Raw genomic sequence first — 14,462 nt, forward strand, 5'->3', positions numbered from 1 at the left:
AAAAAGAAAGGGGCGCTTGTCTTGATGCAGAATCTCACCTTGCGGAAACAGCCAGACATGATTGCCAGTTTAGCAGCTGCCGTGCATAGTGCAGCGAGATAAATTTAATATAAAAAAACCAAAGTGCTGTACACACTTTGGTTTTACTTGACCATCCTTATTTAGCTGCTCCTTCATCGGAGAACAAATCGTCCGGCTGAAAAGAAAATGGAAGCAATTCTTCCATTGTAATGCTCTTACTGTTTCCATGCATATTGGAGATATGGATTACCGCTTCAGGCGTAAAGAACTCCGCCATTACCTGACGACAGGAACCGCAAGGCGGCACTGGGCGCTCGGTATTTGCGACAACAGCGATTTCTGCAAATTCCTTTTCACCATTCGCAATGGCTTGAAAAATCGCTGTTCGTTCTGCGCAGCATGTAACTGGATAAGCTGCATTTTCAATATTGCAGCCTTGATAAACGTTTCCGGATTTTGTCAAAACCGCAGCTCCGACACCGAATTTCGAATATGGAATATAAGCCCGCTCTCTTGCTTGCTTTGCCAGGCTGATCAATTCATCTTTTGTCATCTTACTCTCCCTCTCCTTTTAACCGTTCCAAATCTTCATTAAGCAATTGGATGACATAACCGATTGAATGATGGTAATCCATATATCGTTCCGATCGGATGTCTATGTAATAGCTATGCAAAATGATTAGATGGATGTTCTCTTCTGTCGACTGGATTTGCTGCGGGTGCACATTCACTTCCCGCTGCTGTACAAACGCAGCAGCAGCTTCATTCCACTGCTGAAGCAGGTCATACATAGGCTTAGTTTCCCGCTTGACCAGCTCAAAGAATTCTTTATCTTTTTTATCTGATGGCGGTTCATGCGTCAAAAACCGCTCTTTAAGAACCGCCATCTGCTTTGATAGCTGTTTATTGTAGGCACGTAATGTTGTCAATAAGATCCCTTCTCTGCTCATCGTGTTGTTCTATTATACAAGCTCTCAAGCTAATTTACCATGTTCAAGACAGCTTTTCTCCGGCTTTCTATTCAGACGATATTCGGCACGCAGCAATCGTTCAATCAAAGGCTGCTTCATTTCCGTGCGAGAACGGTTAGCCTGGACAGTAAGCCGCTGATCCATTTTTCGATATGAGCCAGTTAACTGAAACAGTGCAAGCTGCAGCTCTTCTTTGGTTGCCCCTTGTTGATTTTGCATATGAATACCTCCTTTTATGTGTAAAGTTCTGCTACCAGCTGACTTCTCCTGCTCACCTGACAAAACAACAAAAAATATGTCGTGCTTCGCATGAATCAGACCGGTTTCGCTCATCCTAAGCTTAAAGGAGGGTGATAATGATGAAAAAGCCAGAAAAGAAAACATCAACCGGACAGAAACGCCCGACAGCCCGCACAGCAGGCGATGGTTATGATAAGAAGTTAGATGGACCAAACCGTCCTTCCATATAAGCCGAAAAAGCAAAGCGATCAATCGACCGCTTTGCTTTTTCTTTTGAATAATTTGCTGGTTCTATTCATCAAACTTCGTTTCCAATAAAACAACGCACCTGCAGGGCGGTGTGTTGTTTTATTGGGCTCGCTCAGCCAATTCTGTTTAACACCCCCATAATGGTACCAATCCGGTCGAATAGTATCTTCATGCCGTATGATTTTGTAGCACTTTCGCAGTGTTTTGCTGTTGTTCGTTCTATATTGGCAATACTGCTCATAATCTTCACGTGAGCCAGAATGCGGCACAGTCTTAGCGAACTGAAGGAACATATCATGCAGCTTTGGATCAAAAAGCAGCGCACTCAGCTTTTTTCCAAGCTGTATTCGTTTGTCGACACTTGTGAAATGGTGTGCATTCAGTCCATATAATTCACCTTTTAAAGTTGGGAAAAAGACTGCATTAAGCCGGAGCAAATCCTGCAGCCGATACGGCCAGCGGCTGAAAACATGTTCTTTATAGAAAGACTGTACGATCACAGGCGAACCGATAACATGCTGTTCGTTAATGATTAAACTATACAGCAGCTTCTGGCCATCTCCTTCCTTTATGAAATGCCGCCAAACTTGTTCCATAAACGCGGATACACGGAAATGGCGCAGGTGATCGATCATGTTAATTTGTTCTTTCTTATGTGCTTCGTACAGCAGAAGCTGCGGATAGGCATCCGAAAAAATGAGCCAATTGGCTCGTTCATACAGCGAAAATAGTTGTTTCCTGACTCGAGCAGGCAGCAATCTTTGAAACATATCCAGCTGTAAATCTGTCATATTCCAGCCGGCGTTCCTTGAAACCATAGAAGCCAAAAAGGACCAGCGTATTTCTGGATTTGCTTCATAAAATGCTTGATATGCCATCGTTCTTCGGATATTATCTAAGTTCGCAGCAGTTGTTTTCTCTTCAATAGAAGCAAGCAGCCGCGCAGTATCAATATTTGTCATGAAATTGCCCCTTTTAGCAGTTGAGATCACCACGCAAAGTGAAGTATTCTAAGGATTATGGTATGATCAATCCTATAATGGGGGGAGAAACGTGCAATATCCTAATGGGAAAAAGATCATGAAACAGACTGCTGCCCCTAAGTTCAAGCAGCATGTCGATTTTGGAAACAGGGGGATGACATTAGAGGAAGATATCAATGAGACAAATGAATATTATCTTTCCCAACAAAAGGCTATCATCCATAAGAAGCCTACCCCCGTTCAGATTGTCCAAGTCGATTACCCGAAACGAAGTGCAGCGGTAATTAAGGAAGCTTATTTTAAACAAGCGTCCACTACGGATTATAATGGCATTTATCGCGGAAAGTATGTAGACTTCGAAGCGAAGGTTACCAAAAACAAGACCTCCTTCCCGCTGTCCAATTTCCACGAACATCAAATCTACCATATGGAGCATGTATGCAGCCATGGTGCTATTTGTTTTGTCATCATGCGCTTTTCTGCGCGTGACCAGACATTTTTTTTTGAAGCAGAGAAACTTTTTCCATGGTGGAAACGTCAATATGATGGCGGCAGAAAATCTATCCCATATGAGGCAATAGCGGAAGAAGGGTACCTGATTCCGATGAGATATCAGGCAAAGGTCGATTATTTACACATCATCGATCAGCTTCATTTTAGAACGGAGGAAGAGGAGTAATGGCAGAAAAAGGCCAATCTCGTGCATCACGCAGAAAACAGACAAAGAAGAAAAAACCTTTATGGAAGAAAATTATTTTAACGATTGTGTTGTTGGGTGTATTATGTGTTGTCGCAGGCGGTGCTGTATTTGGATATTACGCAGCTACTGCTCCAGATTTGGATGAAGAAAAATTGACTGATCCCGCCTCTAATATCATCTACGATATGAACGGTGAAGAGTTTGCAGAATTAGGATCGGAGAATAGACGGAAAGTGACATTTGATGAATTACCGCAGCAGCTAATCGATGCTGTCACTGCAACGGAAGATTCTCGTTTCTTTGAACATAACGGGATTGATATCATTCGTACAGGAGGAGCGGTGCTCGCCAACTTCAAAGACGGATTTGGAGCTGAAGGCGGTAGTACAATTGATCAGCAGGTAATTAAACGTTCCTTCCTCTCTCCAGAGAAAACTGTCAAACGAAAAATGCAGGAATGGTGGCTCGCCTTAAAGCTTGACAGCCAATATTCTAAAGAAGAAATCTTAGAAATGTACCTGAATAAAGTGTTTTATGGCCAGTATGCCTATGGTGTAGCTACGGCAGCAGAAACGTACTTCGGCAAAGAAGACTTAAGCGAGCTTACCTTGCCGGAAACTGCATTGCTGGCAGGTTTGCCGCAGCGTCCAACGGCATATAATCCTTACGAAAACCCTGACTTGGCGCAAGAACGAATGAATACCGTACTCGACTTGATGGTACAGCATGACAAAATCACTCAAGCAGAAGCCGATGAAGCAAAGCAAACAAAAGTCGAAGACATGCTTATTGAAAAGCAGCCGCAAGCAAATAAATACGGCGCTTTCCTTGACCAAGTACAAAAAGAATTAAGCGAACGATTTGAAGATACCAACCTTAACCTGGATGGCATGAAGATCTATACTACATTAGATCCAGATGCACAGGAAACCGTTGAAAGTGCGCTCAGTGAAGACAGCGGTATTGTATGGCCGGACGAACAGCTGCAAGCCGGTATCACGTTGCTCGATACGAAGAGCGGTGCTATTCGTGCTATCGGCGGTAACCGCAATAACCAGTTAGGCGGTTTTAATTACGCTATTCAAGGAGATGGCCGTCAGCCGGGATCGAGTATGAAACCACTCGTTGACTATGGACCGGCATTAGAGTATGGCGTTTACACGTCAACTTATGAGCAAATCAATGACGAACCGATTGTTGTCGAAGAAGCGCAAGATTGGAAACCTCAGAACTATGATGATCGTTTCCACGGCTGGATGAGTGCAAGAACCGCACTTATGAAGTCTTACAACATACCCGCAGTTAAGACGTTTGAAGCTGTTGGTTTAGATAAAGCCGAAGAGTTTGGCAATGGACTGGGTCTGGAATTTAACTCAGAAACAGGTATTCAGTATTCCGACGCAATCGGAGGTGGTAGTCGCTTCCACACCATTGATATGGCCGGAGCTTATGCTGCTTTTGGTAACGAAGGCATATATACACAGCCTTATGCGATTACAAAGATTGAATTCAGCGATGGCAGTACGTTAGATATGAAACCAGAATCTGACGCAGCAATGAGTGAATCAACTGCATACATGGTAACAGATATGATGCGTTCGGTTATGACAGAAGGCACAGGGACTCTAGCTAACGTTCCAGGGTTAGATATTGCCGGTAAAACAGGTACAACGAACCTTCCAGACAACAAACCCGGCAGCCCTGACTCTTGGATGAATGGTTTGACGACCAATTATACTTTATCCATCTGGACCGGTAATCCTGATGGGAACAAGGCAATTAATGACGGCAATGGCGTCACAGGCACGAATGTTGCCAAATACTTGTTCAAACAAATTATGACCGAAATACACGAAGGTAAAGAAACAGGAGAGTTTCAAAAACCCAGCAGCGTAGTGGAGGCGAAAGTCGAAAAAGGCTCTCGCCCCGCTGCTTCTCCAAGCTCTGCTACCCCCTCTTCCGCAATCTTGACGGAGCTATTTCTGAAAGGCCACCTTCCAGGATCAACATCCGAACGTTACGTAGAGGAAGAAATTGATCCTGTAACTGGTCTGTCTGCCAGCTATGATGAGGGAAGCAATAGCATTAAGGTAAGCTGGAATTACGATGGAGACGCTGAATTCAGTATTAGTGCTGAGCCTGGCGGTTCCCAAACAACTTCTGACACATCTGCCGTCATTGGGAACGTCGAAGCTGGACAAACCTATAATATCTCTGTTACGGCTTCGGTTGATGGGGAAAAAAGTGAAGCAAAGACTACTTCTGTAACTGTACCTGGTGAGGCAGATAATGCTGAGGAAGAAAATCCAGAAGATCCGGAAGAAAATGCGGACGAGCAGCAGGACCAGAACACAGAAGATCAGCAGAATCAAGACGAGCAGAATGATCAAGAGCAAAATAATCAAAATGAAAATAACGATCAAAATGCTAATAATAACAACAGAAATAACGGAAACCAAGGAAACCAGGGAAACAATGGTAACGGAAATTCAAATCAGAATGAAAATCAGTCAGGCAATGACCAAACTGAAGAGCCAGCTGATGGTGAGCAAGGAAACAGTTCTGAGGAAGAAGCCAATACTGACTCCGGTTCCGATGCTGATCAGAATCAAGACCAAGATTCAGAACAGCAGCAATCTGAATAACATACAAATCAAAAAGACAGTCACTCCTATTAGGATGACTGTCTTTTTAATTTGCTTCTGCTTTTAAACGTTTTTTACCTTCACGGCAAATGTCATTCAGAGGACATGCTAAACAGTTTGGATTTCTTGCTTTACAATGATAGCGCCCGAAAAAGATCATGCGGTGATGCGTATCACTCCATTCATCTCGCGGCACCTTTTTCATTAATGTGTTTTCTACTTCTGTCACATTATCTTTCCAGCGGCATAATCCCAGGCGCTTGGACACACGCTCAACATGCGTATCAACTGCAATAGCCGGTTCATTAAACGCTACTGATGCCACAACATTGGCGGTCTTGCGCCCTACTCCAGCAAGCTTCACCAATTCATCGCGTGTGTCCGGTACAATTCCATCATATTGGTCAATCAATGTTTGACACAGCTTTTGGATGTTTTTCGCTTTGTTACGGTATAGACCGATAGATCGAATATCATGCTGCAGTTCCTCTAGAGACACTGCTAAATAATCCTCTGGTGTTTGGTATTTCTTAAAAAGATCTTTTGTTACCTTATTTACTAGGTTATCTGTACATTGCGCAGACAACAATACGGCTATAACGAGCTCAAACGCATTTTTGTGAACCAATTCACAGGCCGCTTCGGGAAACATGTCCTGCATCGTATCCAATACTCTGCGTATTTGAGTTTTGTTCAGCATTGGCAGCTCCTCCTCAGTCTTCTTCCAGCCAATTGTAATACACACTCACATCACGTGCTGGTGCTGTTTGCTGTTCTGCTTGCACGGCAGCTGCAGCTGGGCGTTGGTTTTCATGAAAGGATTTGCTTTCTTTACGTGCTTGTTCTACGGAGCGTACACCTTTGCGTTTCCATTCCCGTAAAATTCGGTCGATATAACGGAAATTCAACTTGCTCATGAGCACCGCTTCACGAAGAGCAGCTTTGATTAGGGATGGCGGCTGCATATCTTCATCCAGCCATAATGTAACCGTTTCTATCTCAAAAGGAGATAGCGGGCGGCCAAACTCCTGCTCAAATAAAATAAAGATAGCAGCTTCTTCTTCTTTATCTGTGTTCTTTTCCGGCGCTGGATAGACAGTTTCCTGAAAGACTAGGTTCCACAAGCCGTTCAAGCTGTATGCCTGGCTGCGCACAGCACTATCCTGTACATCATCTATCTGAATCATATTGCGCTGCACAAGCTTCCGCAATATTAATGCTACATCACGCTCCGACAGCGTCACTCTGGCTGCCAATTCGTCTGTTGTTGGGAACATTGTACCTTGCTGCTGGAAAGAGCAAATATGCAAGATAACCATCATTTCCGTTTCGTTTAAACCAAGTGCTGTGTAGCGTTCCATTAAAATACCGGGAAAGGAAATTGGATTTCCCAGTATCTGCTGGTAGTTCAAATTGTTGGTGTTCATCTGGGTTCTCCTCCCTTTAATAGGACAATCCCTCGTCTAAAGGACAAGGGATTGTCAATATATTTCTATTTATTATTATGGGTACAAGCGATTCAGCAAACGCGGGAATGGAATCGTTTCGCGAACATGCTCTACGCCTGAAAGCCAAGCAACGGTTCTTTCCAGTCCAAGTCCAAAGCCTGAATGCGGCACACTGCCGTACTTGCGCAATTCCAAGTACCAGTTGTACGCATCGCCAGTTAGGTTGTGCTCTTCATAGCGTTTTTCCATCAGTTCCAGATCGTCAATACGCTGCGATCCGCCGATGATTTCTCCGTATCCTTCTGGAGCGATTAAGTCGGCACAAAGGACAACATCTTCGCGATTTGGATCCGGCTTCATGTAGAATGCTTTGATTTCAGCTGGGTAGTGCGTGATGAATACTGGTTTGTCGAAGCTTTCCGCAATCGCAGTTTCGTGCGGTGCACCGAAGTCTTCTCCCCACTCCACATCATCAAAGCCTTTTTCTTTCAGCAAGTCAATTGCTTCATCATACGTAATACGCGGGAATGGCGCTGTTACTTTAGCAAGCTTCTCTGTATCACGGCCTAAAATTTCAAGGTCCAGTTTGCAGTTCTTCAATACAGAAGCAACCAGGTAGCTGATGTAATTCTCTTGAATTTCCAAGCTTTCTTCGTGTTCAACAAATGCCATTTCCGGCTCAATCATCCAGAATTCAATCAAATGACGACGTGTTTTAGATTTTTCAGCACGGAAAGTCGGACCAAAGGAGAACACTTTGTTGAACGCCATTGCAGCTGCTTCCATGTAAAGCTGTCCGCTTTGGGAAAGGTATGCTTCTTCATCAAAGTATTTTGTATGGAACAATTCCGTCGTGCCTTCTGCAGAAGAACCTGTCAGAATTGGCGGATCAATTTTTGTATATCCATTTTCATGGAAGAACGCATAAGTGGCACGGATAATTTCATTTCTGATTTTCATGACAGCATGCTGTTTTTGAGAACGAAGCCACAGATGGCGGTTGTCCATTAAGAATTCTGTTCCATGTTCTTTAGGTGTAATTGGGTAATCTGTAGCCGCATGAATTACTTCCACGCCGCTTACTTGTATTTCGTAACCAAAAGAAGAGCGGCTGTCTTCTACAACTTTACCTGTTACATACAGAGAAGTTTCCTGCGTCATATTTTTGGCCGTTTGGAATACCTCCTCGGATACGTCGCTTTTTACGACAACACCTTGGACGAATCCAGTACCGTCACGAAGCTGAAGGAAAGCAATCTTTCCGCTGGATCGTTTATTGCGGAGCCAAGCCCCGATTGTTACTTCTTCTCCTACATGCTCATTAAGCTTTGCAATTGTAGTCTTCAAAAAAAAACCTCCAATGTCTGTCTACATATGTAGTTGTCTTATTTATATTGGTTGGATAGAGCAAAGCTTTCCAGCTGCTCCAACCCATCAAGTGTGTAGTAGCTGTAGCCTAAACGGTCCTCACCGTCACGGAATGTTATTTCCCATGCTGGTTCATCCTCATACAGCCCAAGACGGATATCGTCCAGCTCACAGTTATTGCCGCACGCAGACTGCCAGCTGCCTTTTGCCTGCTGTTCATCAGCAGGCTCTGTCGTATAAATGATTTTTTTCGGGTCTTTCTCGCCTTTTATTCTGTAAGCGATGGCTTCCTGTCCGTCAGCTTGTTTGCCAGTGACAACATGGTAAACGTGCTCGCCATTAAAGCGTGTTACTTCGTCTGCTTCATCGAGATCGGTATGTTCTGCAACAAAGTTCTCTGAATCTTCAAAGCCTGCTGTACGTTTGTCCTGCGTTGTATAATAGACATAAATACCGCAGCCAAGTAAAAGCAGCAATACGGCCGAAACAGCGAGAAGAGTAATTTTTGCCCACTTAGGTACGGTAAATCGTGAATATCGCCTTTTCATGATCTTCCTCATCCAATGCTAGTCCGAACATCAAGTCCTTTTCTTTCAGTGTACGATTCAGGGAATCAACCAGCTTGTACAAGTCACTGCTGTATTGTACACGAACGGTGGACAATGTCTCCATTTTATTATTTTCCATCCTATAACCTCCGAGGCAATCCATTTACATGATTTGTTACTCATAGAGACAGCTTTCTGCAACAAACTAATACATGTTGAGAAGCAATCCATTCTTATTATACCAGTTGTACTGGTGTAATTCTAAGACGAGTTCAAAGTTTTTTCAACAAAAATCTTCCTTCACCCAGCAGTTGTGCGTCCCTGTGGCGCACTTTTTTTATAACCACTGCTCTGCCAGCTCTAAAAGTTCTGCTGTGCTTTGGTAATGTGTCGGTACTTCAGGGATGGATGCTGTAAAATAATTTCCGTATCTTGTCTTCATCATTCGATCATCGCAAACAAACACGATACCTCTGTCACTGGAAGAACGAATAAGCCGGCCGAATCCTTGTTTAAATCGAATCACAGCATTCGGCAGTGCAAGTTCCATAAAGGCATTCTTTCCCTCTGCTTTCAGCTTGGCTGCTTTTGCTTCGTAAATCGGATGATCAGGCGGCTGAAAAGGCAGCCGGACGATGACAAGACAGCTTAAGTCCTCTCCTGGAATGTCTACCCCTTCCCAGAAAGAGCTCGTTCCAAAAAGAATTGATTTCTTGTTGCTTTGGAAATTCTTCTTCAATCTGTCTCGGCTTCCGCTTGTGATACCTTGCGCGATTAACGTATAATCCTGATCGTCTGTCAATTCCTTTACCAATCCGTGCGCTTTTTTCAGCATGTCATAGGAAGTAAACAGTACGAGCATTCGACCGTCTGTCACAGCGGCCAGACTGAGTACAGCTTCGCACACAGCATAAATAAAGGGATAGTTATCCTTCCCTCGAACATCTGGAAAATCGTTCGGAACGAGCAGCTGTACCTGTTCTTGATAGGAGTACGGCGAATCGAATCGCTTCATGACCGTCTGTTCATCTAACCCTAATTGAGCTTGAATAAATTCAAAAGACTGTTTCATCGTCAATGTAGCACTTGTCAGCACAATGCTTTTCTTTTTAGAAAAGAAGCGCTTGAGCAGCATATCCGAAATATCAAGAGGCTCACTGTACAAGTACACAGAATTTCGTGCTCCATACACATCCACTTCTATCCATTTAACCTCTTCATCATCCGTTACAAGGAACATGCGTTCAATTGAATCAATGATGGACTGCAGCTGATTGACTGCATTTTGCAGCGAGTCAGCCATCTTTTTATCAGCTTGTTTCTCTGCTGTTTTCACTAACTGCAGCAAATGATGGATACAATCTCTGATGCCAAATATCAGCCTGCTGCCCATCTCGGCAATAACTTGGAGCGCCTTCGTGTTACGCACTTCTTCCAGGCGCAGCTGCATCCGTCCGATATCGTTCGTTCCCAGTTTATTATGATGCTGAGACAAAACAAAATCATGTATATAACGGAACATATCATCTGCTTCCATTTTTGTTTGTTCCCATAAGCTTTGCCATATCAGCATTTCTGCTTGCGGATGCGGCAGCTGCTCTGTTGCTTTGTCATAAACCTTATTGGCATGGGAAAGCATATGATGGATAGATACGTAGTCAAGCGCCAAGCCAAAGTGCTTGGCAGCTGTTGCTTCGAAATGATGCGCCTCATCAATGATGGCTCGCTCATACGAAGGCAGCAGCTGGTATTCTTCCTGCATATCACTGCAAAGCAATGCATGGTTTGTCACAATAATATCAGCTTGCCATGCTGCTTTTTTGGCCCGTTGGTAAAACGAACGCGAAAACCATGGCGAAAACGGATCTTGTGTATCTTCTGCATCAGCAGACATATGCAGAAAGAAGCGTTTTCCGCTTGAAGGCAGGTTCACCTCATCAATATCCCCAGTTTCTGTAATCGTCAGCCATACGAGCAAAATTGCTTTCGTTAACGTGATATCATAATTGTCATTAGCTGTTTGCTGCAGCTCCGATTCAAATCTGCTGAGGCTCAGATAATGCTGTTTTCCTTTTAACAGTGCTGCTTTAAAAGAAAAAGGCAGCAAGCGCTGAAGAAGCGGAATCTCACTTTCCATCAATTGTGCCTGCAGCTGTGTCAAATGCGTACTAATTACTATACGGCTCTTTTTCTTAACCGCTGTGTACACTGCCGGCAGCAAATAAGCAAGTGATTTACCTGTCCCAGTCTCTGCTTCGAGCAAAGCATGTCTGCTGGAATGGAAAACATCATAAATCTGCTCACTCATTTCCTGCTGACTGCCCCTTGGCTCATAGCTCTGCATGCCTTCCGATAATAAGCCATCTTTCTGATATACCTGATCGGCCAGCTCACCGAAAGACTGCGCGATAACTGCATCGGTACGCTCATTTTCCGGCAGCTTACGGATCGCCAAACCGCGGTACGCTTCCAAACCATTGTCCTGTTCTGCTTCGAAAGCAAGATCCTCCAGCCTAGCTTCAAGCAGCTCCCTTAGATCACTTTTAAGTGCACGTTCCAGTGTAAGAAGATGCGCAATTGTTTCATATGGGAGCTTGTCCAGTTTCTCGAGCAGTGACAGCAGGAGTTCAGCTGTGACTAGCGTATCAGACAGCGCCCGATGCGGCTGATCATGCTCAAAGGAGAGGTACTCACTAAGTACACTTAGCTTGTAGCTTGGTGCGGTCGGCAGCATAATCCGCGCCAGCTCAACCGTATCAAGTACCGGACAGGAAATGGGAGAAAAGCCCGCTTCTTCCAATGAACTATTCAAAAAGCGCAAATCGAAATTCGCATTGTGTGCTACTACATAACTATCTTGAAAAAATGCCGCTATTTCTTCCGCAACTTCCTCAAACTGTGGTGCTCCATTCACATCCTCATCAGATATGCCTGTCAGCTGCGAAATGAAAGGTGGAATCGGCATACCGGGATCCAGCATTGTCTGAAACTGATCAGTGACTACACGTCCTTGGATAACGACAATCCCTACCTCTATAATTTTATCGCCATTCGACGGCGCGTGTCCGGTTGTTTCTAGATCCACCACTACAAATTTGTCCATGTTCCACCCTCCATACTGCTTAGAAAAGAAAGACTCTTATCCTGGATAAGAGTCCGATCAACTACCTATTTCTGTCCTTATATCCTGACAGTAAGCGGCGGTTCTTCCTCGATGATCTCTTGAATTGTATTATCTTCATTCATCAGCGCAATTTTCGGCTTAAATTGAATGAGCTCATCATCTGAAAGCATCGCATAGGAAACGATAATCACCACATCATCTTTTTGTACCAGCCGTGCAGCAGCGCCGTTCAAACATATAACGCCGCTGCCTGATTCGCCTGGAATTACATACGTTTCAAGGCGGGCGCCATTGTTATTATTCACGATCTGTACTTTTTCATGTGGCAGGATACCTACTCGCTCCAAGATATGTGTATCAATTGTTATACTTCCGACATAATGCAAGTTCGCTTCCGTCACACGGGCGCGATGAATTTTCGCCTTCATCATCGTGCGGAACATATACTAGCCCCCTATATTAGAAACGGTCCATCATAGATCCGTCTGCTTCCAAAACAAGATTATCAATCAATCTGGCCTTCTCAAAAAAGACAGCAGCTGCAATAATAATACGCTCGCTTACATCTTTCACAGGCTTTAACGCCGGATATGACAAAATTTCAACGTAGTCTATTCTACCACTTGTTTTGCTGATAATAAATTCTTTTACGTGCGTTATTACATTTTCCGCTTCGTTTTCACCATCAGCAATCATTTGTTTGGCTTGCTGCAGTGCCTGCTGGATGACTGGAGCCTCTTGTCTTTCATGCTCTGATAAATAAACATTCCGACTGCTTTTAGCTAGTCCATCAGCTTCTCGTACAGTCGCTACAGGAACAATTTCAAGCGGGAAGTTAAGGTCCTGAACCATTGCTTGGACAACAGCGACTTGCTGTGCGTCTTTTAACCCAAAATAAGCACGGTCCGGCTGAATTAAGTGAAATAGTTTAGCTAAAACTGTTACAACACCATCAAAATGTCCAGGACGAGATTTGCCGCATAAGACATCTGCGCGGTCCGTTACGTGCAGTTTAATTGTACTGACACCTGGATACATAGCGGATGCATCCGGCATAAAGACAATATCGACACCTTCCTGCGCAGCAATCTGCTGATCACGCACTATGTCTCTCGGATAGGTTTCAAAATCTTCTCCTGCCCCAAATTGGAGCGGATTTACAAAGATACTTAATACGGTAATATCATTTTCTGCCTTAGAACGCTTCATTAACGCTTGATGACCTTCATGTAAATAACCCATGGTCGCTACGTAACCGACTGATTTCTCGGACTGCGCCAAGGTCCGTCTTTCCTCCTGCAAGTCTTTAAGATTTGTAATGATTTTCATTTGCAATCTCCTATGCTAGGCAGCGACGCCTCATCCATCGTAAAGCTTTGGTTCTCATTCGGAAAAACGCCATTTCTTACGTTATCCCGATACGTTGTAAACATATTCGTAACCGTTTCGTTTAAGTCAGCATAACTCACTGCAAATTTAGGAAGACGCTCAACGCCATAATGGCTTATATCATGGAAAACGAGCACTTGCCCATCGACTTCTGCTCCAGCACCTATCCCGATAACTGGAATCGTTAATGCTTTTGCAATGAGTGCAGCAAGCTGTTTTGGCACACACTCCAATACAACAGCAATCGCTCCATACGCTTCAACTTTTCTGGCATCTTCCAGTAATTGTTTGGCTGTCTGTTCGCTTTTGCCTTGCACCTTATATCCGCCAAGTATATGGACGGACTGCGGTGTTAGACCAAGATGACCAACTACTGGTATACCGCCGACGCTAAGTGCCTTGATATTATTCAGGATTACTTGGTCGGCTCCTTCAAGCTTCAGCGCCTGTGCTCCTGTTTCCTGGAATATCCGCCGTGCTTGCGGCACCGTTTCTTCCACAGATACATGATAGCTCATAAACGGCATATCTACGACTACAAACGTATCCTTGCCTCCCCGCGTTACCGCTTTGCCATGATGAATCATATCTTCTACAGTGACAGGGATGGTTGACTCATAACCGAGTACAACCATCCCTAATGAATCGCCGACAAGCAGCATGTCAATTCCCGCTTGCTGTGCCAATTTAGCGGTCGGATAATCGTACGCAGTGACCATGGTGATTTTCTCATTGTTTTCCTTCATCTTTAGAAAGTCAAGTCTCGTTTTCACTGC

Annotated in this window: 16 protein-coding genes; 3 read left to right on the top strand and 13 right to left on the bottom strand. The window is 44.2% G+C overall.

Going from position 1 to position 14,462, the window contains the following annotated elements:
• Positions 1-157 precede the first annotated feature (157 nt).
• From CRO17_RS08100 to CRO17_RS08110, 3 genes are read right to left on the bottom strand one after another with little or no spacing between them, the layout of a single operon-like run.
• The gene (locus CRO17_RS08100; RefSeq protein ID WP_097041080.1) at positions 158-574 is read right to left on the bottom strand and encodes a cytidine deaminase; all 417 of its coding nucleotides are present in this window, start codon (positions 572-574) and stop codon (positions 158-160) included.
• 1 nt (position 575) lies between these two features.
• On the bottom strand, positions 576-950 hold the full coding sequence (locus CRO17_RS08105) for a DUF1798 family protein (protein ID WP_245864717.1): 375 nt from the start codon (positions 948-950) through the stop codon (positions 576-578).
• Between the two features lie 45 nt (positions 951-995).
• Positions 996-1,211 (bottom strand): hypothetical protein, encoded by a 216-nt coding sequence (locus CRO17_RS08110; RefSeq protein ID WP_097041084.1) that lies wholly within the window; start codon positions 1,209-1,211, stop codon positions 996-998.
• Between the two features lie 137 nt (positions 1,212-1,348).
• Here CRO17_RS08110 and CRO17_RS17275 point away from each other — a divergent pair, with 137 nt between their 5' ends.
• Positions 1,349-1,462 carry a spore protein gene (locus tag CRO17_RS17275; protein WP_101896432.1) on the top strand — a complete coding sequence of 38 codons (114 nt, stop codon included), beginning with the start codon at positions 1,349-1,351 and terminating at the stop codon, positions 1,460-1,462.
• 18 nt (positions 1,463-1,480) lie between these two features.
• Here the strand turns inward: CRO17_RS17275 and CRO17_RS08115 are convergent, their stop codons facing one another.
• A complete protein-coding gene (locus tag CRO17_RS08115; RefSeq protein WP_097041086.1) occupies positions 1,481-2,443 on the bottom strand; it encodes a DUF2515 family protein in 963 nt (320 codons plus the stop codon).
• Positions 2,444-2,561: 118 nt separating this feature from the next.
• On the opposite strand from CRO17_RS08115, the gene recU reads away from it, so the two are divergent.
• Positions 2,562-3,143 carry a Holliday junction resolvase RecU gene (recU, locus tag CRO17_RS08120; protein WP_245864764.1) on the top strand — a complete coding sequence of 194 codons (582 nt, stop codon included), beginning with the start codon at positions 2,562-2,564 and terminating at the stop codon, positions 3,141-3,143.
• Positions 3,143-5,809, top strand: a complete 2,667-nt coding sequence (locus CRO17_RS08125; RefSeq protein WP_097041089.1) for a penicillin-binding protein 1A — start codon at positions 3,143-3,145, stop codon at positions 5,807-5,809. The genes recU and CRO17_RS08125 overlap by 1 nt, the downstream gene beginning before the upstream one ends.
• 46 nt (positions 5,810-5,855) lie before the next feature.
• Here the strand turns inward: CRO17_RS08125 and nth are convergent, their stop codons facing one another.
• The 9 genes from nth to panB all read right to left on the bottom strand — a co-directional run bounded on the left by nth (position 5,856) and on the right by panB (position 14,459).
• Positions 5,856-6,509 (bottom strand): endonuclease III, encoded by a 654-nt coding sequence (gene nth, locus CRO17_RS08130; protein ID WP_097041090.1) that lies wholly within the window; start codon positions 6,507-6,509, stop codon positions 5,856-5,858.
• A 13-nt stretch (positions 6,510-6,522) separates the two neighbouring features.
• Complete coding sequence (locus CRO17_RS08135) at positions 6,523-7,236, bottom strand: DnaD domain-containing protein (protein WP_097041093.1); 714 nt, start codon at positions 7,234-7,236, stop codon at positions 6,523-6,525.
• Positions 7,237-7,311: 75 nt separating this feature from the next.
• Positions 7,312-8,604, bottom strand: a complete 1,293-nt coding sequence (gene asnS / locus CRO17_RS08140; RefSeq protein WP_097041094.1) for an asparagine--tRNA ligase — start codon at positions 8,602-8,604, stop codon at positions 7,312-7,314.
• Between the two features lie 38 nt (positions 8,605-8,642).
• Entirely contained in the window at positions 8,643-9,173 is a 531-nt protein-coding gene (locus CRO17_RS08145) for a cell wall elongation regulator TseB-like domain-containing protein (protein ID WP_143596003.1), read from the bottom strand.
• Positions 9,139-9,312, bottom strand: a complete 174-nt coding sequence (locus CRO17_RS08150) for a YpmA family protein (RefSeq protein WP_097041098.1) — start codon at positions 9,310-9,312, stop codon at positions 9,139-9,141. The genes CRO17_RS08145 and CRO17_RS08150 overlap by 35 nt, the downstream gene beginning before the upstream one ends.
• A 198-nt stretch (positions 9,313-9,510) precedes the next feature.
• On the bottom strand, positions 9,511-12,276 hold the full coding sequence (gene dinG, locus CRO17_RS08155) for an ATP-dependent DNA helicase DinG (protein WP_097041100.1): 2,766 nt from the start codon (positions 12,274-12,276) through the stop codon (positions 9,511-9,513).
• 77 nt (positions 12,277-12,353) lie between these two features.
• Positions 12,354-12,740, bottom strand: coding sequence for an aspartate 1-decarboxylase (gene panD / locus CRO17_RS08160; protein ID WP_097041102.1), 387 nt, complete (start codon positions 12,738-12,740; stop codon positions 12,354-12,356).
• Positions 12,741-12,756: 16 nt separating this feature from the next.
• Positions 12,757-13,626, bottom strand: a complete 870-nt coding sequence (panC, locus tag CRO17_RS08165) for a pantoate--beta-alanine ligase (protein ID WP_097041104.1) — start codon at positions 13,624-13,626, stop codon at positions 12,757-12,759.
• A complete protein-coding gene (panB, locus tag CRO17_RS08170) occupies positions 13,623-14,459 on the bottom strand; it encodes a 3-methyl-2-oxobutanoate hydroxymethyltransferase (protein ID WP_097041106.1) in 837 nt (278 codons plus the stop codon). Before panB ends, panC begins: the two co-directional genes overlap by 4 nt.
• Positions 14,460-14,462: the final 3 nt, after the last annotated feature.

Source organism: Terribacillus aidingensis, assembly GCF_900215625.1.
Taxonomy (GTDB): Bacteria; Bacillota; Bacilli; order Bacillales; family Amphibacillaceae; genus Terribacillus; species Terribacillus aidingensis.